Annotated in this window: 21 protein-coding genes and 1 pseudogene; 4 read left to right on the top strand and 18 right to left on the bottom strand. The window is 58.8% G+C overall.

Annotated elements, in window-relative coordinates:
- Nucleotides 1-9 precede the first annotated feature (9 nt).
- The 13 genes and pseudogenes from ACGYK2_RS15325 to ACGYK2_RS15265 all read right to left on the bottom strand — a co-directional run.
- The gene (locus ACGYK2_RS15325; protein ID WP_136340178.1) at nucleotides 10-792 is read right to left on the bottom strand and encodes an enoyl-CoA hydratase/isomerase family protein; all 783 of its coding nucleotides are present in this window, start codon (nucleotides 790-792) and stop codon (nucleotides 10-12) included.
- An 11-nt stretch (nucleotides 793-803) separates the two neighbouring features.
- Entirely contained in the window at nucleotides 804-1,580 is a 777-nt protein-coding gene (locus tag ACGYK2_RS15320; protein WP_152467190.1) for an enoyl-CoA hydratase/isomerase family protein, read from the bottom strand.
- A gap of 79 nt (nucleotides 1,581-1,659) precedes the next feature.
- Nucleotides 1,660-2,910, bottom strand: coding sequence for an ABC transporter substrate-binding protein (locus ACGYK2_RS15315; RefSeq protein ID WP_152467189.1), 1,251 nt, complete (start codon nucleotides 2,908-2,910; stop codon nucleotides 1,660-1,662).
- Between the two features lie 97 nt (nucleotides 2,911-3,007).
- A complete protein-coding gene (locus tag ACGYK2_RS15310; RefSeq protein ID WP_394374333.1) occupies nucleotides 3,008-4,246 on the bottom strand; it encodes an ABC transporter substrate-binding protein in 1,239 nt (412 codons plus the stop codon).
- Between the two features lie 33 nt (nucleotides 4,247-4,279).
- Entirely contained in the window at nucleotides 4,280-5,089 is an 810-nt protein-coding gene (locus tag ACGYK2_RS15305) for an ABC transporter ATP-binding protein (RefSeq protein ID WP_152467188.1), read from the bottom strand.
- An 11-nt stretch (nucleotides 5,090-5,100) separates the two neighbouring features.
- The gene (locus tag ACGYK2_RS15300) at nucleotides 5,101-6,174 is read right to left on the bottom strand and encodes a branched-chain amino acid ABC transporter permease (protein ID WP_152467187.1); all 1,074 of its coding nucleotides are present in this window, start codon (nucleotides 6,172-6,174) and stop codon (nucleotides 5,101-5,103) included.
- 3 nt (nucleotides 6,175-6,177) lie between these two features.
- Nucleotides 6,178-7,065, bottom strand: coding sequence for a branched-chain amino acid ABC transporter permease (locus ACGYK2_RS15295; RefSeq protein ID WP_152467186.1), 888 nt, complete (start codon nucleotides 7,063-7,065; stop codon nucleotides 6,178-6,180).
- Entirely contained in the window at nucleotides 7,066-8,985 is a 1,920-nt protein-coding gene (locus tag ACGYK2_RS15290) for a long-chain fatty acid--CoA ligase (RefSeq protein ID WP_368999367.1), read from the bottom strand. It abuts the gene before it with no gap.
- A complete protein-coding gene (locus tag ACGYK2_RS15285; RefSeq protein WP_136340174.1) occupies nucleotides 8,978-9,784 on the bottom strand; it encodes an ABC transporter ATP-binding protein in 807 nt (268 codons plus the stop codon). The genes ACGYK2_RS15290 and ACGYK2_RS15285 overlap by 8 nt, the downstream gene beginning before the upstream one ends.
- 37 nt (nucleotides 9,785-9,821) lie before the next feature.
- Complete coding sequence (locus ACGYK2_RS15280; protein WP_028284935.1) at nucleotides 9,822-10,676, bottom strand: SDR family oxidoreductase; 855 nt, start codon at nucleotides 10,674-10,676, stop codon at nucleotides 9,822-9,824.
- Between the two features lie 105 nt (nucleotides 10,677-10,781).
- Nucleotides 10,782-11,948 carry an acyl-CoA dehydrogenase family protein gene (locus ACGYK2_RS15275; RefSeq protein ID WP_172975950.1) on the bottom strand — a complete coding sequence of 389 codons (1,167 nt, stop codon included), beginning with the start codon at nucleotides 11,946-11,948 and terminating at the stop codon, nucleotides 10,782-10,784.
- Nucleotides 11,945-13,156: a CaiB/BaiF CoA-transferase family protein gene (locus ACGYK2_RS15270; protein WP_152467184.1), complete on the bottom strand. Its 1,212-nt coding sequence runs from the start codon at nucleotides 13,154-13,156 to the stop codon at nucleotides 11,945-11,947. Before ACGYK2_RS15270 ends, ACGYK2_RS15275 begins: the two co-directional genes overlap by 4 nt.
- A 123-nt stretch (nucleotides 13,157-13,279) precedes the next feature.
- Nucleotides 13,280-13,702: pseudogene (locus ACGYK2_RS15265) on the bottom strand (transposase); the annotation flags it as partial.
- Here ACGYK2_RS15265 and ACGYK2_RS15260 point away from each other — a divergent pair.
- Nucleotides 13,659-13,892, top strand: coding sequence for a hypothetical protein (locus ACGYK2_RS15260; RefSeq protein WP_336246031.1), 234 nt, complete (start codon nucleotides 13,659-13,661; stop codon nucleotides 13,890-13,892). The pseudogene ACGYK2_RS15265 and the gene ACGYK2_RS15260 sit on opposite strands and share 44 nt — an antisense overlap.
- A gap of 12 nt (nucleotides 13,893-13,904) precedes the next feature.
- Here ACGYK2_RS15260 and ACGYK2_RS15255 read toward each other — a convergent pair whose 3' ends face one another.
- From ACGYK2_RS15255 to ACGYK2_RS15235, 5 genes are all read right to left on the bottom strand, one after another.
- Nucleotides 13,905-16,985 carry an efflux RND transporter permease subunit gene (locus ACGYK2_RS15255; protein ID WP_394374332.1) on the bottom strand — a complete coding sequence of 1,027 codons (3,081 nt, stop codon included), beginning with the start codon at nucleotides 16,983-16,985 and terminating at the stop codon, nucleotides 13,905-13,907.
- 27 nt (nucleotides 16,986-17,012) lie between these two features.
- Entirely contained in the window at nucleotides 17,013-18,161 is a 1,149-nt protein-coding gene (locus tag ACGYK2_RS15250) for an efflux RND transporter periplasmic adaptor subunit (protein ID WP_152467181.1), read from the bottom strand.
- Nucleotides 18,148-18,699 carry a TetR/AcrR family transcriptional regulator gene (locus tag ACGYK2_RS15245; RefSeq protein WP_234163372.1) on the bottom strand — a complete coding sequence of 184 codons (552 nt, stop codon included), beginning with the start codon at nucleotides 18,697-18,699 and terminating at the stop codon, nucleotides 18,148-18,150. The genes ACGYK2_RS15250 and ACGYK2_RS15245 overlap by 14 nt, the downstream gene beginning before the upstream one ends.
- Nucleotides 18,700-18,766: 67 nt before the next feature.
- The gene (locus ACGYK2_RS15240; RefSeq protein WP_234163373.1) at nucleotides 18,767-19,360 is read right to left on the bottom strand and encodes a TetR/AcrR family transcriptional regulator; all 594 of its coding nucleotides are present in this window, start codon (nucleotides 19,358-19,360) and stop codon (nucleotides 18,767-18,769) included.
- Nucleotides 19,361-19,612: 252 nt separating this feature from the next.
- Nucleotides 19,613-19,966, bottom strand: coding sequence for a helix-turn-helix domain-containing protein (locus ACGYK2_RS15235; RefSeq protein ID WP_229737775.1), 354 nt, complete (start codon nucleotides 19,964-19,966; stop codon nucleotides 19,613-19,615).
- 133 nt (nucleotides 19,967-20,099) lie between these two features.
- Here ACGYK2_RS15235 and ACGYK2_RS15230 point away from each other — a divergent pair, with 133 nt between their 5' ends.
- The 3 genes from ACGYK2_RS15230 to ACGYK2_RS15220 all read left to right on the top strand — a co-directional run bounded on the left by ACGYK2_RS15230 (nucleotide 20,100) and on the right by ACGYK2_RS15220 (nucleotide 21,895).
- Nucleotides 20,100-20,507 (top strand): DoxX family protein, encoded by a 408-nt coding sequence (locus ACGYK2_RS15230; RefSeq protein ID WP_043753122.1) that lies wholly within the window; start codon nucleotides 20,100-20,102, stop codon nucleotides 20,505-20,507.
- 66 nt (nucleotides 20,508-20,573) lie between these two features.
- Nucleotides 20,574-21,389 carry a class III extradiol ring-cleavage dioxygenase gene (locus ACGYK2_RS15225; RefSeq protein WP_136340168.1) on the top strand — a complete coding sequence of 272 codons (816 nt, stop codon included), beginning with the start codon at nucleotides 20,574-20,576 and terminating at the stop codon, nucleotides 21,387-21,389.
- A gap of 8 nt (nucleotides 21,390-21,397) precedes the next feature.
- The gene (locus tag ACGYK2_RS15220; protein WP_036051542.1) at nucleotides 21,398-21,895 is read left to right on the top strand and encodes a luciferase family protein; all 498 of its coding nucleotides are present in this window, start codon (nucleotides 21,398-21,400) and stop codon (nucleotides 21,893-21,895) included.
- The last annotated feature ends 13 nt before the right edge of the window (nucleotides 21,896-21,908 follow it).

The raw sequence follows: 21,908 nt of genomic DNA, 5'->3' as shown, positions 1-21,908 counted from the left end.
TCAACCGAGCTAACGGTCTTTGAATTCTGGAGTTCTTTTTTCCGAGAACGCTTTCATCGCCTCGGGAAAGTCATGCGCGCACAGCAAAACGCTTTGGGCATCGCGCTCGATATCCAGCGCCTCGAGATAGCTGCACTCGGCTGCGGCGCGCATCACACGCTTGGCGGTCTGAACGCCAAACATCGGGTGCGTTGCAATCTCGCGGGCAATTTCCAACGCCCGTACCTCGACCTGGTTGGCCGGCACGCATTCTTCGACAACGCGCAGGTCCCTAGCGGTGCGTCCGTCGATCTCGCGGCCCGTGAGCACCAGCATCCGCGCCACCCCCGCACCGGCACGCTGTTGAAGCAGCCAGCTTGATCCCGTGTCAGGACAGCCGCCGACGCGCGCAAAAACTTCGCACAGCCGGGCATCTTCGGCAGCAACGACAATGTCCGCCGACAAGGCCAGGCTTAAACCCGCGCCAAAAGCCACGCCGCATACCGCGGAAATCAGAGGTTTGCGAAACAGATAGGCCGCGCGTCCGCCATCGTGAACCAGCTCCACCATTTCCGATGTCGCCTTTGCGCCTTTCGCGATCTCAGACTGAAACCCGACAAGATCGCCGCCGCTGCTGAAATGATCGCCACCGGTCATAACAACGACACGGATCGTAGCGTCCCGTTCGGCTTCGCGCAGGAGCGCCACTAGTTCTTCGACGAACCCGATGCTGTAAGGGTTGCGTTTTGTCGGCTGAAGAAACCGCAGGATTCCGACAGGGCCATCCCTGTCCAGGCGAATAAGCTCAGTCATTCAAGCCTCCATCAGGTCCCGGTCCAGACGGGTGCTCGCTTTTCAGCAAAGGCCTTTGGGCCTTCAATCGCGTCGTTGCTGGCGTAAACCACCTCGTGCAGGCGCTTGCCCTCTTCCAGACCACCGGCACAGCCAAGATCCATGGTTGCGCGAACACTGCCTTTCGCGGCAACAACCGACAGCGGGGCCGCGCTGGCAATGCGTTTGGCAAGGTCGAAGGCCCGTGCGCGGACAGCATCGGGAGTGTCTTCGATATAGTTGGTGAACCCGTATTCGTGCAGGCGCTCGATCGGCATCAAGTCGCCGGTCAGAACTATTTCCATAAGGATGGGCTGCGGCAGCATGGACAATGCTGGCGATGCCCAAGGCGATCCACGACCGATCTTTACTTCGGTGATACCGACCTTGGTCCCCTTGAGACCGACCCGCAGATCGCAATTCAAAGTCAGCATCATTCCGCCCGCCATCAGCGACCCCGTCATCGCCGCGATGATCGGTTTCTTGCAGGCGCGCATTGTCTCGTGAAACGGGTCGCGCATCTTGGTCAGAATATCGACGCCCTCGTCGCGTGCGATTTTTGTGGCTTCCTTCAGATCCAGTCCGGCGCTGAACACGCCACAATCGGCCGAAGTCAGAATGGCCACACGAACGCTGTCATCCGCCTCGATCTTTTCCCAAGCATCGGTCAGCCCGTTCGTAGCCGCCACGGAAAGTGCGTTTTTGCGTTCGGGCCGGTTAATACAGACGGTTGCAATTCCGTCTTCGATCTTCACGTCAATGGGGCTCATGATACCTGCTTCGCTTTCTCGGGACAATCTAACTGCGGAAAGCTTCCCCGCGACGTGTCTGCCGCGGGGAAGCCCAGTCTTATTCGACGGTGAAAGTCGCCGAGCTGTGCTTGATGACATCCCAAACAACGTCGAGATAGTCGGCGCTCCAGTCGGTCAGCGGAACCCAGGTTTCGCCATTCCACTGTTCGACCCGGGTCTTGCCACCACCTCCGTGGTCTTTGTCGGTCACTGTAACCGGGGCCATGATGCCGTTTCCATCGAAGTTCTCGATCGATTCAAAGGCATTCTTCATGGTTTCCGGTGTGATCGGCCAACCGTTTTCGGTAATCGCAATACGCGCAGCTTCGAAACCGGCCGAGTAGATCGCCATGCCCGTATTGTAGTACACGTCGCGCACGAGGCTCTCGGGTCCGCTGCCCTTGCCATTGGCATAGTAGGTGTCCAGCATCGTCTTGACGATCGGAACTTCCTGGCCACCGGCCACGTTCGTCCCGCGCAGGATGCCTTTCGCCTCTTCCGCGCCGATATTGGCGATATCGACTTCGTTCAGCCAGTTCACCGACAGATAGCGGTCGATCGGGAAACGGTTGCGGCGCATTTCCTTCGAGGCGACCACATGTCCGCCCGCCAGTAGCCAGCTGATCACATAGTCGGGCTTGTCGCGGCGGATTTTGCTCCATGCGCCGGCTTGATCCGACCCGGGAAGCGGTACGGGATACAGCTCCAACTCGAACCCTTCCTTTTCGGAAAGCGTTTTCAGGATCTCGATCGGTTCCTGGCCAAAGGGATAATCCAGATAGATGAACCCGATCTTCGCCTTGCTCAAGTCACCGCCCATCTGACCCTTGATGAAGGCAACGTCATTTGCCGCCTGCTGCCAGTACGTCGGACCGACCGGGAAAACCCATTCGAACACTTCGCCGTCCACCGCGTCACCGCGGCCAACGAAAGACTGCATCAGTACGTTACCGTCCTTCATGGCACGCGGCAAAACCGCGTTCGTGACCGGCGTGGACAGAAAATTGAAAAGGAAAACGCCTTCGCGCTTGAGCTGCTCATAGCATTCCACGCCACGCTGCGGTTCGTTGCCGTGATCGCGAATGATGACTTCAACCGGATGCCCTTCAATACCACCGTTTTCGTTGGTGTACATCGCGAGATCCTGCGCGGCCTGGGCCACCTGCGGCGAAATGAACGTGTAGGATTTACTGAGGTCGAAGCAGAGTCCGAAGCGGATCGGCTCCTTGTCCTGCGCTGAGGCCACAGTCGCGCTTGCAGCCAGCGCAGTAGCAAGGACCACTGCCTTAATGTGCTGTTTGACTTTCATGTTTTCTCTCTCCCGTTTCTAGGGTTTAGGGCGATGATACCGTTTCGTAAGCGCCGCTGCCGCCCTGCGTAGCGTCACCCTTCCTGCTACCTGTCTTTCACTGCTCGTATTTTGAGGAACTTTCTTTCACCACGTCCCACACGACGTCCGTGTACTCAGAGATCCAGTCGGTTTGCGGCACCCAAGTCTCCCCGTCCCACATCTCGATCCGGGTCTTACCGCCGCCGCCATGATCTTCGGCCGTCACCGTAATGGGGGCCATCAGCCCGTTCGCGTCGTATCCCTCAAGAGATTCCAGTCCGGCTTTGTAGGACTCCGCGGTTATCGGAAGGCCTTCCTGTTCTGCCGCCCTGCGCGCGGCTTCGAACATGATTGAATACATCGCCAGACCGGTGTTGTAGAAAACGTCCTGCGTCTTCTCGATCGGGCCGGACCCCTCGCCCTTGTCATAAAGCTCGGACATGATTTCCTGATACAGGGCAATATCCTGACCGCCCACGACATTGGTACCGCGCTTGATACCCTTGGCGGCCTCTTCACCGATGTTGGCGATATCGACTTCGTTCAACCAGTTGACCGAGATGTACTTGTCCATCGGAATGCGATTGCGCTGCATCTCCTTCGACGCAACCACATGCGCACCGCCCAACATCCAGACGATTACATGATCGGGCTTGTCGCGGCGCACCTTGGACCACACACCGGCCTGGTCACTGCCCGGAAGCGGCACGGGGTACAGCTCAAGCTCGAAACCCTCTTTTTCGGACAAGGTTTCCAGGATCTCGATCGGCTCCTGTCCGAAAGGGTAATCGAAATACACAAACCCCACCTTCACGTCCGACAAGTCGCCATCATGCAATTGCTTTATGTAGGCAACATCATTGGCCGCCTGTCCCCAATAGGTCGGTCCGACCGGATAGACCCATTCGAAAACGGTGCCGTCAACGGCATCGCCTCGGCCGACAAGCGACTGCATCAGGATACGCCCGTCTTCCATGGCCCGCGGCAGGATAGCCAGAGAGACCGGAGTGGACAGGGTATCGAAGACGAATACACCCTCGCGGCTGAGCTTGGAGTAGCACTCGATTCCGCGCTGCGGTTCGTTCCCGTGGTCACGCACGATGACTTCGACCGGTTCCCCACCGATGCCGCCCTTCATGTTGATGAGCTTGGCAAGGTCCATCGCGGCCTGCGAAACCTGCGGCGTGGCAAAGGTATAGGCCTTGCTGAGATCGTAGCAGATGCCGATCTTGAATGGCTCAGCCAGCGTCTGGGTGCCAAACATTGCTCCGCCGAACATTGATAATACGGCCAACGCTTTGGTAAGTTTCTTCATTTGTTCCTCCCTGAACAACTTCTGATTAGTACCTCAACTCAACCAACGTTTGCGTCGGCTGTAGTGCTTGACGTTGTGAAAATCGGTCTCTCCGCCGCCTAGATAGAACTCCTGAATGTCGGAGTTAGATTTGAGCGCCTCGGCGGTGCCGTGCATAACAACGCGGCCGTTTTCGATAAGGTACCCTTGCGAAACGATTTCCAGAGCCGCCAAGGCGTTCTGTTCCACCAGCAGGACGGACAGGCCCTCATCCTTATTGATCTTTTGCAAGATGCCGAAGATTTCCTCGACCAGGAACGGAGCAAGCCCGAGACTTGGTTCATCAAGCATCAACAGCTTCGGCTGGGTCACGAGGGCCCGCCCAATGGCAAGCATCTGTTGCTCACCACCCGACAAATAGCCTGCTTGCGAATTCTTGCGTTCGGCAAGCCGCGGAAAATATCCGTAGATCTTGTCCTTTTCCGCATTCAGCGTTGATCGGGACATTCCGCGCGGCGCGGCGGCGGTCAGGTTCTCGTCGGGGGTCAGGTGTTCGAAGACTCGTCGCCCTTCGATGACATGACAGATGCCCATCTCGACGCGTTTTTGCGCGAGCGCTTCGGTAATGTCCGCTCCCTGGAACGTTATCTCACCTCGGCTGATGCGTCCGCGCTCAGCCTTCAAAAGACCGCTGATCGCTTTCAACGTGGTGCTTTTCCCCGCTCCGTTCGATCCCAAGAGTGCGATCATCCCGCCTGTAGGAACCTGAACCGAAACACCTTTGATCGCCAGCATTACATTGTCGTACAGCACCTCGACACTGTTCATGGACAGAATGTTCTGGGCTTCAACTTTCTCTTGCATCGTCAATTCCCTTATTTCTTGAACTGATCGAAGGGCCAGACCATCAGGTAGTCTCTGATGTTGCCGTAGAGTTTTCCCAAACCGAGTGGTTCGATCAGAAGGATAATGACGATCAGTGCGCCATAGACTGCGTTCGGGATGTGAGCGAGCGTTTCAACGTTGATCTGCATGCCAATCCATTCACTCAGCGTGACGACGAGACCGTTCACGATACCCGGAACAAGAAGGATCAGGGCAACCCCAAAATAGGATCCGATGATGCTGCCAAGACCTCCAACGATCACCATCGCAAGAACCTGGATCGAAACGGCAACCGAGAATTGCTCGGGTGCGGCGAGAAAGAAAAAGGTGGCAACAAGCAACGCACCGCTGACGCCCGCGATGAACGACGAAGTCGCGAATGCGAGAATTTTGTAGTAGAAACTGTTCACACCCAGGATCGCGGCGGCAAAATCTTTTTCACGGACAGCGACCAAAGCGCGACCGAGTCCAGTACGCTTGAGATTAAGCATGAAGATCGTCACCAAGACACACCAGCCGAAGGCGACATAGTAGAAGCCAGTATCAGTGGTAATCTCTTGCCCGAGCAGCGCCAATGTCGGTGACTGGAGCGACGCGTGTGAGCCCCCCGAGATCGCCGGAGAGTGGGTCAGAACCCAGTCCATCACAAATTGCATCGCAAGAGTGGTAAGGGCGAGGTACAGTCCCTTGACCCGCAAAGCGGCAAAAGCAAACAGGCTGCCGATCACGGATGACGTCAACCCGCCGATGATCAGCGCGAATTCCCACGGCACCCCGAAACGCGCGGCATGGATCGCCGAATAGGCGCCGACCGCCATGACCGCGGCATAGCCCAGGTGAAGCTGCCCCGCCCAACCTGTCACCAGGTTCAGCCCCAAAGCGGCGGCCGTCCAGATCAGCCAGGGAAGCAAGTAGCTGTTCAGGTAAAGCGACGGAATGATGAACGGCGCGGCAAGACCGATCAGAAAGATGAATGCTGTCAGATTTCTGTCGGCAGGCACCTTGAAGATACGGCTGTCCGAAACGTAGTCGGCGTGATGGACGCCAGAAAGTCTGTAAAACATCCCTTACACCCTTTCGATGTCGTGACGACCAAATAGCCCGTGCGGACGGATCATGACCGTAAGAATGAGCACGGCGGCGACGATAAGCTCACGGCTTCCGCCTCCGACAAGCGGATCGAGGAAATCAGCGCCAACGTTTTCGACGACGCCCAGGATGATGCCCGCGATCACGGCGCCAAGGATACTGTCGAGACCACCGAGAACGGCAACGGTCAGACCCTTGAGCAGCAACAGCGACAGCGCCTGATCGACACCCTGAATTCCGCCCCAGATAACGCCCGCGGCGACAGCAACAACAGATGCCAGCGCCCAGGACAGGCCAACTCCGCGTTCAACCGAGATGCCGACCGACCACGAAGCCATGTAATCATCCGCGATCGCCCGCAACTTGATCCCGGTCCGGGTTCGGAAAAACAGCATGAATGCGACAAACAAGGCGAGCGCAACACCGGCACCAACCAGATGGATGCGGCTGATGAAGATGTCGTCCAAAAACAGTGGATCATAGCTGACGCCCAATTCCATCGAACGTGACGTCCCGCCCCAAATCGCAAGCGTTGTACCCCGCAGGAAAATGTCGAGGCCGAGTGTCAGCATCAAGATCATGACAACCGGCCGACCTGCGAGACGGCGCAAAGCAACACGCTCAATGCCGAACCCAAGGCCGAACATGACAACCGCAGCCAGAGGGATGGCCAGCCACAAGGGTAAACCCACGTCGCGTGCCAGCGCCAAGACCACATAGGCCCCGACCATGGTCAACCCGCCCTGCGCCAGATTGGGCACCGAAGATGCCTTGTAAATCAGCACAAGGCCGATGGCGAATAGCGAGTACAGCAGACCCGTCAAGGCTCCGTTGATCGCAAGCTCTGATAGAAAGACCCAGTCCATTTATACCTCCCTGATGGGAAGGCTTCTTTCGACCTTCCCTACTTCCCCGGTCTCGTAAGTCACCTGCGCGCTTACATGGACCTCTTTTGAACCGTCGTAGAGCGCCGCGATCACGTCAGCATAGCGTTCCTGAACGACCTTGCGCCGTAGTTTTCGTGTCCGTGTGATTTCACCATCGTCCGGGTCGAATTCTTTCGGCAGACTGACAAAGCGTTGCAGGCGCAATGGTTCGGTGACGGCCTTGTTGACCCGTTGGAAGGCCTCGCGAAGCAACGTCGCGACCTCTTCACGCTGAGAAAGATCGGCATATGACACGTAAGGTACGCCGTTCACTTCGGCCCAGTGCCCCACGGCCTCGAAATCCACGCAGACCATCGCCGTCAGTTCCTTCAGCCCGGCGCCGATTACGGCAGCATCCTTAATATAAGGGCTGAATTTCAACCGGTTCTCGATGTAGTTTGGCACAAACCGCTCGCCTCCGGCCGTATGCATGACCTCGGAGACGCGCCCCAGAACAACCAAGTGTCCATCTTCCTCCAAATACCCGGCATCACCTGTATGCAGCCACCCGCCCTCAAGGGCTTCGGCGGTCGCTTCGGGTTTGTTGAAGTACCCTTCGAATACGCTGTCCGAGCGTACCAGGATCTCCCCGTCCTCGGCGATGGTCACCTCGACGCCGGGCGCGGGTTTGCCGACGGTATGAAGGCGCACTTCACCCGGAGACTGAATTGCATTGATCGCGCTGTTTTCGGTTTGGCCATAGAGTTGGCGCAATTTGATTCCCAAGGATCGGTAGAAAACAAAGGTGTCTTCGCCGATCGCTTCGCCGCCGGTGAACGCGTTCTTGAGGCGGCTCATTCCGAACTGGTCCTTGATCGGTCCGAAAATGATTGCCTCGCCCAAAAGTCGGCCCAAAGGCTCCAATATACCACCGCTTTTTCCGTTCAGCTTGCGTGTCTCAGCGGCGATGGCCCGATCCATGAAAAAATGGTACAGCCATTTCTTTAAAGGGGACGAATTTTCGATACCCACCTGGATTGTCGTCAGCATCTGGTCCCAGCTTCTCGGAGCCGCCAGATAGAAGGTCGGAGCGATCTCGCGCATGTCGCGCACGACCGTTTCCTGGCGCTCAGGCACATTCACGGTGAAACGCCAAAGGAGTGCCGCGGCAACGGTTATGGCGTAGTCTCCCACCCAGGCCATCGGCAAGTACGCGAGGATCTCCTCATTTTCGTCGAAGGCACCCGCCGCATGTCCATTCCGAGCAGCAGCAAGAACGTTCTTCTGACTCAGTACGATGCCCTTCGGCGCGCCCGTCGTTCCGGAGGAGTGCAGAAAAATGGCCGGATCTTCCGGCTTCGCACGACTAAGCAGTTCCTCACGCAGGCCCGGGGTTTCGTTCAGATCGTGCTGACCAACTTCGATCAGGTGATCCCAGGACAACAGCCCTTCAACCTCGTAGAAGCCAAGACCGCGCGCTTCATCATAAATGATGTGGTCGATGCCCTCGGCGCCCGCGTCCTTCAGTTCCAGGATCTTGTCAACCTGTTCCTGATCTTCCGCAATGGCCGCGACGATCTCGACTTCGCCAAGAAAGTGCCTTAGTTCCTCAAGAGTTGCGCCCGGATAAGCGGGCATGGCGTAGGCACCAAGCAACGAAACAGCCAGCATGCCGCCATAGAGCCGCGCACGGTTATCGCCCAGAACAAGCACTGCTTTGCCAGGCTTCACGCCGATTTTTTCAAGCCCAGCCGCACAGGCCACCACCTCTTGGGCGTATTCCGCCCAGGTGGTTTCTTTCCATATCCCACGCTCTTTTTCGCGACGGGCGATATCCTTTCCGTGGAGCGACGCGTTCTTCGCCAGAAGTGCACCAATCGTTTCGCCGCCTGAAGACCGGTTCTTCGTAAAATCAGTCATGCGACCCTCCGATATATGCCTCGATGACCCGCGGGTCCTTCACAACCTCCTTGGGGATGCCACTGGCGATCATTTCACCGTAGTTCAGTGCCAGCATCCGATCACAAATGCCGGTGATGACATCCATATGGTGTTCGATCAGCAGAACGCTGACGCCGCGTTCGGCACGGGCATCCAGAATGAAACGGGACATATACCCTTTCTCTTCCTGGTTCATGCCGGCCATCGGTTCATCGAGAATCAGCATCTGTGGCTCGGCCACCAATGCCCGCGCCAGCTCGACCCGCTTTTTCAACCCGATCGGAAGACCATCGACCAACTCATGCCGAATGCTCTCGAGCTGTAGAAACTCGATCACCTCCTCGACGATTTTACGGTTCTCGATTTCTTCACGCTGTGCTGCCCACCAATATAGCGCCGTACGCAAAACGCCTGGGCTCATGTGGATGTGCCGCCCGAGCAGGATGTTGTCCAGAACGCTCATCCCGTTGAACAGGGCAAGATTTTGGAACGTTCTGGCAACGCCGAGCTTGGCAACCTTGTGAGGCGCCGTACCCGTAATGTCGTTTCCTGCCAGCCGGACCCTGCCCTCGTTTGGCGGGTAAAATCCGGTAATTGCGTTTGTTAGCGTTGTCTTGCCGCTGCCATTCGGACCGACAAGTCCAAAGATTTCCCCTTGTCGAATAACGAGGTCAACACCGGTGACAGCGACGATGCCGCCGAACCGTCGTTCGACCCCGCTGCACTCCAGTATCGCCCCATCATCGGCTCCGATTGCTGTGTTAATCCTTGTCGTCATCTAGATATCATTGTCCCCCTAAGGTTCACGGCCAACATCAGGTAATCCGGAAGTAGTCCGGCCGCCCCGTTGGCCATGGATCCCCCCACAATTGCTGCCCACCGTCGATGTTCAGAACTTCTCCGGTTACGAATTTCCCTGAATTCGCCGCCATATAGACAACCCCTTCAGCGACATCCCATTCGTCCCCGGCGTGCCGCATCGGGTTGGAGTCCTGAAAGGTCGCAGAACCCTCCGGAGGGTAGTTCCCGAAACCGTTGCTTTCGCAGCAACCCGGCGCCACGCAGTTCACTCGGATACCGTGCGGGGCCCACTCCACCGCAACCGACTTGGACAGGTAAACTACCCCTGCCCGGGCCGCACAGGTATGCGCGATGCCGGGCATGCCGCGCCAGATATCGGCCACGATGTTGACGATGGAGCCCGATTGCTTGTTGGCAACCCAGTGGCGCGCCGTGGATTGCATCATCCACCACGTGCCGTTCAGGTTGGTGTCTATGACCGCATTCCAGCCCTTTGGACTAAACTCCAACGCTGCTTGCGGAAACTGACCCCCAGCATTGTTCACCAATACGTCAATCGCCCCGAACTCCTGGTTCGTCTTGGCGACAAAATCCTCGACCTGCTCAGGCTCCCGGATGGTCATAGGCACAGCGAAAACTTCGCCCCCGAAACTTTCAAGAAACTCCTTGGCCAAAGCCAGTTTCTCTTCGTTGCGTCCATTGATCGCCAGATTGGCCCCGAGCCTTGCGAACAAGGTCGCAATTGCCAGCCCCAATCCGCCTCCGGCCCCGGTCACCACAACGACTTTGCCGGTGAATAAACCGCTTGCGTAAACGGTTGCACGTTTTGATAGGTCCTCCCTCGAAGACCCAAACTGCGTCTTATTCATGACGCCTCCTCCCATTCCCCATTAGGGGCAGCTGCCAGTAATCTAACGGGCGTTAGAAAATTGGTCAAGACAACTTTTCCCACCAGCCCCGCCCGTTATCTCCGATCAGTAAGACTTTGGAAGTCCAAGGGCTTTTTCTGCTATGAACGACAGAAGCATCTGCGGTGTCACCGGTACGATGCGGAACAGCAGAGCTTCACGTACCAGTCGCTCCACGTGATATTCCTTAGCATATCCGAATCCGCCAAACGTAATTTGCGCGGCTTCGGTCGCCTCGACCGCGGCGTCGGCGGCCAAAAGCTTGGCGGCGTTCGCCTCGACGCCGCAGGGTTCTCCCGCATCGTAGAGGGCTGCAGCGTGCATCACCATGAGATTGGCAGATTCCACTCGCGCCCAGGCTTTGGCGAGTGGATGCTGAACACCCTGATTTTGGCCGATCGGGCGGTCAAAAATCACACGTTCGTTTGCATAATGCGCCGCTCGCGCCAGTGCGTTGCGCGCAATACCGATGCATTCACCGGCCACCAGGATGCGTTCGGGATTCAACCCGTGCAAAATTTGCCTAAAGCCTTTGCCCTCCTCCCCGATCAGGTCCTCAGCCGGAATCGGCAATCCGTCGATGAAGACTTCGTTCGAATCGACAGCCTTTCGACCCATCTTTTCGATCTCTCGCACGTCAACGAAATTTCGGTCGAGATCTGTATAGAACAGGCTCAGCCCTTCGGTCGGGCTGCTCACATCCTCAAGCCGCGTTGTTCTGGCCAGAAGCAACATCTTGTCTGCCACCTGCGCGGTAGAAATCCAGACTTTTTGTCCGTGCACGACATATCTGTCCCCCCGCCGCACCGCCATGGTCTTCAGCTTTGTGGTATCCAGCCCCGTCGTCGGTTCGGTCACGGCGAAACAGGCCTTTTCATCGCCTGCTATTAGAGGGCCAAGCATACGCGCGCGCTGCTCATCGGTCCCAAACTTCACCACCGGGTTGAGCCCGAAAATGTTCATGTGGATGGCCGAGGCTCCGCTTGCGCCGGCCCCCGACTCGGCGATTGCCTGCATCATTATGGTCGCCTCGGTGATCCCCAGACCAGCGCCGCCGACAGCTTCTGGCATGGCGATACCCAGCCAGGCGCCATCGGCCATTGCCCTGTGCAGTTCATGGGGAAAACCACCGTTGCGATCCCGATCCAGCCAATAGTCGTCGTCGAACCTTGCGCAAATCCGCAGAACCTGGTCGCGAATCTCTTGTTGGTCGGCGGTCAATCGAAATGTCATAGCGCGCGCCCTCTTTCCAATCTTACGAGCCCAGCCTCACATAGGGCAGCGATCCGCTCATCGTCAAAACCAAGATCACGCAGAATGCTTTGGCTGTCTGCGCCAGGCGGTCGTCCCAGCCAACGAAGCTGACCGGGCGTCGCGCTGAGATGAGGGACCGGACCAATGACCTGAGTCTGTTCGCCAGCGACCGACACGATATCCCCGCGATGGCGTATCTGCTCGTTCGTCGCGATTTCCTCGACACTCAACACACGCGAGGCAACGGCATCATGGCGGGCGAATACCGCCTCCACTTCCTTAGCCGTGTGCTGCGTGACGAAATCATTGATCGCGTCAAAGACCACCGTCATGTGCTGCGACATCTCGCCGAGTGTCGCAAACCGCGGATCATCGGCAAGGGCGTCCCCGCCGACTGCCCGCAACAGTCGGTGCGCGGTTTCCGCGCTCCCTGCGGAAACGGTCAGCCACACCCCATCGGACGTTCGGAACATCCCCCCCGGAGCAAAGTCCATCGGCTGGCGCAGCCCATTGCGCCGCGGCGAGAGGTTCGCGCCCGTCAATGCGGGAACAGGATAGTCCATCAACCGAAGCAACGCCTCGAACACCGCAAGATCGACGACCTGACCGCGTGCAATGCCCTTTTCGCGAGCAAATAGCGCGATCATGATTCCCAAAGCGCCCATCAGCCCTGTCGTGCTGTCGGCCGCCGGAAAGCCGGGGTGCATCGGCGGCCCGTCGGGAAAACCGGTCAGATGCGCTAATCCACTCATGGCCTCCGCAGCACGCCCAAACGCTGGCACGTCGCGCATCGGACCGTCCTGTCCGTAACCTGAAACCCGCAAGACAACCAAGTCCGGGTTCCAATCGTGCAAGACGTCTGGCCCAACACCGGCACGTTCCAGCACACCCGGTCGGAAATTTTCGATCAGCACGTCGGCATCTTCGACCAACTTTCGCAGGATGTCCCGGCCCTCGTCGGACTTCCAGTCCAGGCCTAGTGTTTTCTTGTTACGGCCCAAAGTCTTCCACCAGACGCCCACCCCATCCTCTGCCTTGGGTCCAAGGTCGCGCATCATATCCGTCCGGTTGGGGGCTTCGATCTTGATGACATCTGCACCAAAATCCGAGAGTAAAGCTGCCGCAAGTGGTCCGGCAATTACGTGACCAAGTTCTATAATCTTCAGTTGATCAAGGGGTCCAGACATCTGCACTTTCGACTTTGCTAATTTTCTAATGGTTGTTCGATTCCTAGCAAAGGCGAAGTCGGACCTCAAGATTCAAAGGTAATCACTTCCCCAAAAACGTAACCGCCCGGTTGTTACCGCGGATCAGTTTATCGGCGTCCAGTTCCATGAAAGCAGTTCGTTGAGCGGGTTGGTCATGTGATTGTGGATGCGGTCGAGGATTTCGGCCAGCCAGGCTTGCCGATCGTGGCCGTTCATCTTGGCTGTCTCGACAAGGGAGATCGCCCGGGACAGCGTTTCGCCACCGCTGTCGGAGCCTGCAAAAAGTCAGTTTTTTCGCCCGATGCTGATCGGGCGCATGACGCGCTCGGCGGTGGTGTCGTCGATGCCGACGCGGCCATCTCCAAGGAAGAGCTCGAATGACGGCCAGCAGCTGAGACCATAGCGGAAGGCCTTCGCGAGACCGTCCTTGCCGGGAATGCGTAGCAGTTGGGCCTCGGTCCATGCCTTGAAGGCCTAGACCATGGAGCGGGAGTGCGCCTGGCGTGCTGCCAGCCGCAGTTTCGCTGTCTTTTTTGCCCACCCGAACTATGGCCTGCCGTGCGTTCTTTCAGGCCTGTGGGACGAAGCGCTCGTCTTTGGCGGCACCGAAGTGGCTCCGACATTCGGCGGTTTTCTCGAAGGCGCGCTTGAGGCGACGGAACATGCCTACACCGTCCTTAAGACGGGTCGAGGGCGCTCAGAGAAACGCTTATAACTGCATCTGCGTTCAGGCTGTCGCTGGGGAACCTGAAGGAGCGTTTTCTTGTTTAGGCGGCTTGATCAAGAAGAACAGCGCATACAATACCGGCACCGCGACCAGTGTCAGGATCGAGGCGAACGCGAGGCCACCCATGATTGTGACAGCCATCGATGCGAAGAAGGCGTCTGATATGAGCGGAGTCATACCGAAAATCGTTGTGCCCGCAGCCAGCACGACGGGCCTCAAACGGCTGACCGAGCCATCGATTACCGCCTGATAGTCCTCGACACCTTCGGCGCGTTGCTGATCGATTTCTTCCACCAGCACAATGGCATTCTTCATCAGCATCCCGGAAAGGGACAAGAAGCCGAGAAGCGCCGTGAACGTGAACGGTAGCCCAGTGAACAGCAGACCAAGAACCATCCCCGTGACCGACATCGGAACCACGAGCCACAGGATCAGTGGCTGGCGCACTTTGTTGAACATCAGGATCGAAATTGTCAGCATTACCAGAAAGCCCAAGGGAAGCTGTTTGCCGAGACTTGCCTGCGCTTCTCCCGCGCTTTCGAACTCGCCACCCCATTCCATCGTGTAGCCTTCGGGAAGCCGAATGGCTTCGATATCAGAGCGGACACTGCGAAAGGCCTCATCTGCTGTCAGGTCGCCGCCTGCACCGCCGAGGACCGTTATCGTACGCTCACGGTCGCGGCGGTGGATAAGGGCCTCGACGAGGCGGGGCTCAAAGCCGGAGACGAGGTTGGCCATCGGCACATAGCCATTTGCACCCGGCGACCAGACGGAGAGATCGCGCAAACGATCCAGCCCGTCGCGCTCGACCTCGGGAAGCCGCAGATACATAGGGATTTCGGCATCGCCTTCGCGCAGGGTGCCGACCCGCAGGCCCGAGGTCCCGTATTGCACGGTGTCGGAAATCGATCCGCGAGTCGCACCGGCCAACCGCATGCGAGCCTCGTCGACGATGGGTTCGACGAGAATTTCGCGCTGTCGCCAGTCTGTGCGCGGGTTTGTGATCGTGCCGGTCTCGTCGAAGATCGCAAGCGCGTTATCCGATAGCTGCCGGAGGACTACCGGATCGGGTCCCGAAAAGCGAACGGCGACATCGGCCCCGGCAGGCGGACCGAAGACGATCTCCTCGACGCGGATAAGAGCATTGGGGAATTGCGCCGGCAGTTCGCGATTGAGACGCGCCGCAACATCGGGGATGAGTGTGGCATCGGTCGCACGCACGATCAGCTGACCGTAGCTCGCATCGGCCTGCTCAGGGTTGTAGGTCAGCATGAAGCGGCTGGCCCCTCGCCCGACAAGCGTTGTAACGTCCGTCACTATCTCCTCGCCTAAGATGATCGCCTCGAGCCGGGCCATTTCTTCATTCGTGGCTCGAATGTCCGTGCCCTGTGGCATCTGGAATTCGACGTAGAATATCGGGGTGTTCGACGCCGGAAAGAAAGCCTGCTTGACTTGGCCGAAGGCCATGACCGACCAGACCGTGATTCCGACGACCGTCAGGACTACGAGCACGCGGGCGCGCAGCGCCATCCAGAGGAAACCGCGATAAGCCGAATAGACTAAGCCGCGATAGGGGTCCTTGGAGGTGTCTCTTGGCGCCTTCAGAAGGAGCTTCCCAAGATAGGGTGTAACGGTTACGGCGAGGATCCAGCTCATCAGCAACGAAATCGCGATAACCGCGAAAAGCGAGAACAGGAATTCTCCGGTGGCGTCTGGCGATAGCCCAATGCCCGAAAACGCCATGATCCCGATCACGGTGGCCCCAAGCAGGGGAAACCCTGTCGCGGTCTCTGTATCGGCGGCGGCGTCTTCGGCGGACTTGCCCCGCGCCATGCCAATCAGCATGCCTTCGGCGATCACGATGGCATTGTCGACCAGCATGCCCATGGCGATGATCAAAGCCCCGAGACTGATCCGTTCCATCTCGATGCCGAAGACAGACATGAAAAACAGTGTGGAAAAAACCGTGAGGCCCAGCGTGGCACCCACGACCAAACCCGCGCGCCAACCCATGGTCAGCATCAGCGCCCCGATGACGATGGCCACGGATTGACCGAGGCCGACGAGGAAGCTCGAGACCGCTTCGTCGACGACCTTATGCTGTTCATAGATCGGTACGATCTCGACGCCGTCCGGCAATTCGGTCTTCAGCTGGTCCAGCCGTGCCTCGACCGATCTGCCGACCTCGACAACGTTGCGGTCCACGAGCGCCGAGACCCCGAGGGTGAAGGCCCGCGTGCCATTGTGACGCACGATCTGGCTCGGCCGCTCTGTCTCCTCTCGGACCACGCGAGCGATGTCGTAGAGCGCAATCTGCCCGACCTCTCCGGGGGCGCCGAGCCGCAGCGCCTCTATGCCCTCGACGCTGACATAACCCGGCGGAACGGACACGCCCAGCCGAGACAGCCCTTCGCTGATCTCGCCGTTGGAGAAAACCTGGTTTTCGTCGGCGATGATACCGAGGATCTGGTCCGGTGGCAGGCCCAGTTCGGTCAGGCGCGCCGAAGGGATCGAAATGATGATCTCCTCTTCAGCCAGCCCCTGAACCTCGATCTTGGCCACCCCGTCGACGGTGACAAGGTCGCGCCGCAGTTTAGTCGCGAGGTCTCGCTGTTCCGAGGCGCTCAACCCATCGGCCCTCACAGCGTAGAACATGCCGTAGACGTCGCCGAAATCGTCATTGATGATCGGAGACTGCGCACCGGAGGGAAGCTCTCCTTCGATGTCGCGGATACGGCGGCGCATCTCGTCCCAGACCTGCGGAATCTCGTCGGGCCCATAGGTCATCTCGATCTCGACCGTGATCTGGGCCATGCCCGGCATGGATTTCGATTCCACCCGGTCGAGCTGCTTCATCTGTTGGAGTGCGCTTTCCACGACATCGGTGACTTCCTCTTCCACCTCCATCGCCGTCGCGCCCGGATAGGGCACGAAAACGAGCGCCGTCTTGAGCGTGAAACTCGGGTCTTCGAGGCGTCCGACCGTGTTCAGCCCCCACAAACCGCCGAGAAGGCAAAAGATAATTGCCAGCCAAACGGCGACCGGACGTCGGATGCTTGCGCGGGAAATACTCATTGTCATGGTTTCGGTTTTCCGGTCCAGGATCGTTCAGAGGCCGCGAACCGCGACTGTTTCGTTTTCCTTCAGGCGCCACCACCCGCCGGACACAACCAGTTCGTCTCCGGAGAGCCCCTCAAGCACGACGATTTCGTCGTCGTTCGGCAGCCCCAGGCGGATCGTCTTACGGGACACCCGGCCGGTCCCCTCGTCATACAGCCAGATGGACGGCTCGCTCCGGCTCGTCGTGTCGATCGCCGAGACCGGGACGACTACCAACCGCGATTGCGCACCCTCCGCGGCGGCGGCTACGCGCACATTCGCCGTCATTCCGGGCAGCAATCTCGGGTCGATGGCGCCCTCGATTGCAAACTCGACGTCATAGGTTTGGGCTGTGGGGTCTGCATCGGTCACGAATTTCCGCAGATACAGAGTTGCGTCATATCCCGGCACGGCGGGGAAAGAGGCGGTTACCCTGAATGCATCGGGCTGGGCCCGTGCCATCGCGGCGAGTTCCTCGGGCAGCGAAATCCGCACCCGCATTTCACTGATGTCCTGCAACCTGGCAATCGGAGCCGCAGGGGTGACGTTCGAAAACTCCTCCAGAAAGATGCGCGCGACAATGGCGTCGAAGGGCGCGGTGATCGTGGCTTGAGCCAAGCGTCGCTCCGCTTCACGCAGGGCGACTTCTGCCTGAGCAAGCTGCGCGCGGTTCGTTTCAAGTCGGGCGTCGGTCGCCACCCCCCTCTCGGTCAGACTCAACGCACGATCGTATTCGGATTTTGCGAGGTCGAAAGAGGCCTGCGCCCGATCCACGGCCAATTCGAAATCGACTGGGTCGAGCGCGGCAATTAAATCGCCTTTCTCGACCCGAGTCCCAGCATCTACCGCGAGGTCGGAAAGCTGACCCGAAACCTGAAAGGCAATATCCACGGTCCGGGCGGGCTCCACGCGGCCTGCCAGGCTGCGCGCCCTATCGCTATCGCGAAGCTCGGCACGCGATACTTCGACCGTGACCGGTTGGGCCATGTCTTGCTCGGCGCTCCCTTGCGCATCGGCACCGGAAACCTCATCCGTAGTCTGCGCGAAGACCTTGGATGCGATGTCCGGGTTGAATTGCACGAGAAGGACAATGGCGAGAAGAAGGGCGACCAATCCAGCGGCACCTCCTCGGAAGTATCTGGTTCTATTCAAGCTCATTTATCATGTCCTTCAATCTGTCGATGGCGGCGTCTTGCTGATCGTCGTCACCATCCGCGAGGCGAAGAAGCCTCTGGAAACGAAGACCCTGGATCGCCAAAAAAAGAACCATCGCCGCAGTGTCGTCCTGCGCGTCCGAACGGATGCGCTCGACATCACGGGACAGCTCTCTTCTCAGCGGGTCCAGAAGATTCGGATCCGACGCCGAAACCGCGAGAATAGCCATCGAAAGGTCATCATCGGTGCTTACGGCTTGCAGAACTGTCTCGAGATGACCGCGCAGGGTGCGGGAACTGTGCCCTTCCGGGACCGACGCCAGACGTTCGCGGTGCTCCGCGAGCATTTCGTCGAGCAGCCCGGCCAGAAGCGCTTTCTTGGTGGGGAAGTTGTACAACACCCCACCCTTGCTGAGGCCGGATTCCCGAGCGACGGCGTCGATCGTGATCTTTCCCGCGCCTTCTCGCAGCGCAATCGCCCGCGCAGCGCCGAGAATCTTCGGCGAGGCGTTCTTCGGTTGCTTTTCCACTTGTGCAGTCACCCTGTACCGTCCGGTCGGTTAAGTCATTGGGCGAGCTAATGCGCTGCCCCGTATTTGGCAAGCGAGCTCAATCTGAAAATTTGTCTCTGTGGCCGCTACCGTAAAGTCGCAGGAATGCAGCGACCGCTTCGCGCGCATGTTGCTCGCGGTGGACAGCTCGTTTCACTGCGAGAAGGCGCGGCATAAGTAGCCCCGAAACGCAAAGGTGTATGAAGTGATCGGACGCGCGCCGGACGTCATCGACATCGAGCGCGCCTTCGCGCGTAAGGCGCTCCAGAATCCGACCGACGAGTTCGCGGGCAGGTTTCGGGCCTGCGCGAAAATAAACCTCACCCACTTCGGGCAGTGCCTCGGAGGCGCCAACGCACGTTCGCAGGAGACGGATGTAGGTGTCGTCCAAGGTGAGGTCGACCATGCGAAGGGCGAGTTCTTCCAACTGGGCGCGCGGCTCCAAAGACGCGATCAAGGGCCGGAGGATTTCGTCCGCAAGCCGACCGCATTCGGATTCAACCACGCTCAGGAACAGTTGCTCCTTGGTCGGGTAATACGAATACATGGTTGCCTTCGACACTTTTCCTTCAGCGGCAATTGCATCGACCGTGGCTCCTTCGTAACCGCATCGGAAGAAAACCTCGCGCGCACCAATCATGACGTCGGCCATTTTTCTCACGGGCATCTCGTTCTCTCTATCCCAGGCAGGACTAGGCGGTTACAAGCTTTACTGTACCGTCTAGTGAGTATAGTAGATAGAAGTTGATTTAGCAGCAAAGCGTAAAGCTGTGCGGATCTACCCCACCAAGCGCCGCTTGGCGGCTTTTTCTAGCGCCGTTTTCAATTCGTCATGAGCTTCGGGTCTGATTCTGCCTGAGTTGTTCTCGGGCGCGGGATTATCCCGCGAACAGGAGGGGTACCGTCATTCTGCCGCGCTTGCGGTCCCGACAAAGGCACCCTCGGCCTCCCAGCGGCGTGCGATCGAGCCAAGCTTGTCCAGCACGCCGCGCAGTTCCGCGCCGCGCTCAGTCAGCCCGTAGGTGACAGCGGGTGGGATGGTCATGGCCTGCTCGCGCCATACAACGCCAGCATGTTCCAGCATTCTCAGCCTCTCGGTCAGGACCCGGGTGGAAATGCCGGGCACCAAACGCTTGAGCGCGCCGAAACGCTGCGGTCCCTGCTCGGACAGAACCCAGAGTATATAGATCGTCCAAGGGCCTGTGATGACACGCAGAAGCGCCTCCATCGGGCATGAGGGGGGCTGGACGCTCTTCATCGTGGATTATCCTCGCGGTTAAAGTAATCTAGTTACTTTTAAGTGCCTACTTTCACGAACGATGCAAGACACCTAAAGGTACTTAGAGCGGAAACTGCGGCTGAACAAGCCCTTGCAAACAGGGAGTGCGGTGATGAGTGACAACGTGGCAAAGTATGTCTACTGGATCGCGACCGGCCTTGTGGCGCTGGTCTATCTGGGTGCGGCGACTTTCTACATCTCATCCCACGATATGGTCGCGGGCATGTATCGCGAGGTGTTGAGCTATCCCACATACATCATCTGGCCGCTCGCGATTTTGAAGATTGTCGGCGCGGTGGTGATTCTCTGGCGCCCTTCGGCGATGCTGGCGGACTGGGCTTACGCGGCGATGTTCTGGCATCTGGTGTTGGCGTTCGGGGCGCATGTGGGCGCGGGCGATCCAGGCTGGCCACCGGCTCTTGCGACCTGGGTGCTCCTGATCGCCTCGTGGATGACAGCCAATCGCGTGCGTGCGGTAAAGTCGGCATATGCGCCGACGTTTCCGACAGAGACGAATTAATCCGATGCGGAGTTGCCACGGCGCTGGCCATCCACCCTCGGGCTTGGGGTTCAAAAGGACGACAGAATGACCGAAAGGCAGCCGACAGTGTTTGTTCCCCATGGAGGCGGCCCTTGCTTCTTCATGGACTGGAACCCGCCTGACACCTGGGACAGGCACCGCAGATTCCTTGAGGCTTTGCCTGCGAGCCTGCCGGCAAAGCCCAAGGCGCTTCTCGTGATCTCAGGCCATTGGGAGGAACGGGTGTTTACCGTGCAGACCAACTCCGCGCCGCCGCTGCTGTTCGACTATCAGGGGTTTCCCCCCCATACTTATCAGCTGACCTGGCCCGCGCTAGGCGATCCTACGCTGGCGGCCCGTGCAAGCGAGCTATTGAATGGCGCGGGTTTTGAAACCCGGGCCGACGCTACGCGTGGCTTCGATCATGGGGTGTTTGTTCCGCTAAAGGTGGCTTTGCCTGAGGCCGACATACCTACCGTCCAACTGAGCCTGCGCGACGATCTCGACGCTGAGGCGCATCTTGCTGCTGGTCGCGCGTTGGCGCCCTTGCGAGACGAAGGTGTTCTGATCATCGGGTCCGGCAACACCTATCACAACATGGGCAAGATGATGCGGGCGATGAGGGGCGGACCCGATGGCCCGGTGAACGGCGGCGACTTCGACCGATGGCTCACGGGTGCGGTGACCCATGAAGACCCCGGGGCGCGCCGCGCCATGCTGGCTGCTTGGGATCGGGCACCCGGCGCACGCGACGCCAATCCGCGCGAGGAACATCTAATTCCATTGCACGTCGTGGCCGGCGCCGCGCTTGCGGATCGGGGGGAAAAGACCCTCGAGGATCACGTATTGGGCGCGGTCGAAAGCGCGTTCAGATTTGGATAGGACCAGATATGTGCTTCGAACTTCCCTTGCGGCAGGGTCCGCGCCCCGAAACCACCGAGTGCGCCCCGCATGAGCAAGTGTCGCAGAACTCCTCGGCCGAGATTCACGCATTGTTCAAGCAGAAGGCCTTCGCCCTGCCCTTCGTCGAGCGTTGCCGATCGGGTATTTCGGTCCCCGGCGCCGAGGCATTAGTCCTGCCGCGGCCGCATGCCTGCGGCCCGCGCGAAGCCTTCATGATCGGACGCGAATTTGCGCATGTGCATCCCGCCTATGACGGTTCGTCGCACATGATGCTGCCGCTGGCGGCGGTTGAGGAACTCATCGCGAAGGGATGGGGCGAACAGCACCCGATGGCCTCGGCCGGATACATCCCGGCCAATGCGATCATGGCCTTTGCTCCACGCGATGAGGCAGAGGTCGATGTGATGATCAAAATCCTGACCACAAGCTGGGGTTTCGCGCGCGGCAAGCTGGCGAATCCCGCCCCCACCCAAATCCACGATTGATCGCAAGCGCGCT

Origin of the sequence: Sulfitobacter sp. 1A10359 (assembly GCF_043558145.1) — a bacterium.
Taxonomy (GTDB): domain Bacteria; phylum Pseudomonadota; class Alphaproteobacteria; order Rhodobacterales; family Rhodobacteraceae; genus Sulfitobacter; species Sulfitobacter faviae.
This window is presented reverse-complemented; position numbering and strand designations above follow the sequence as displayed.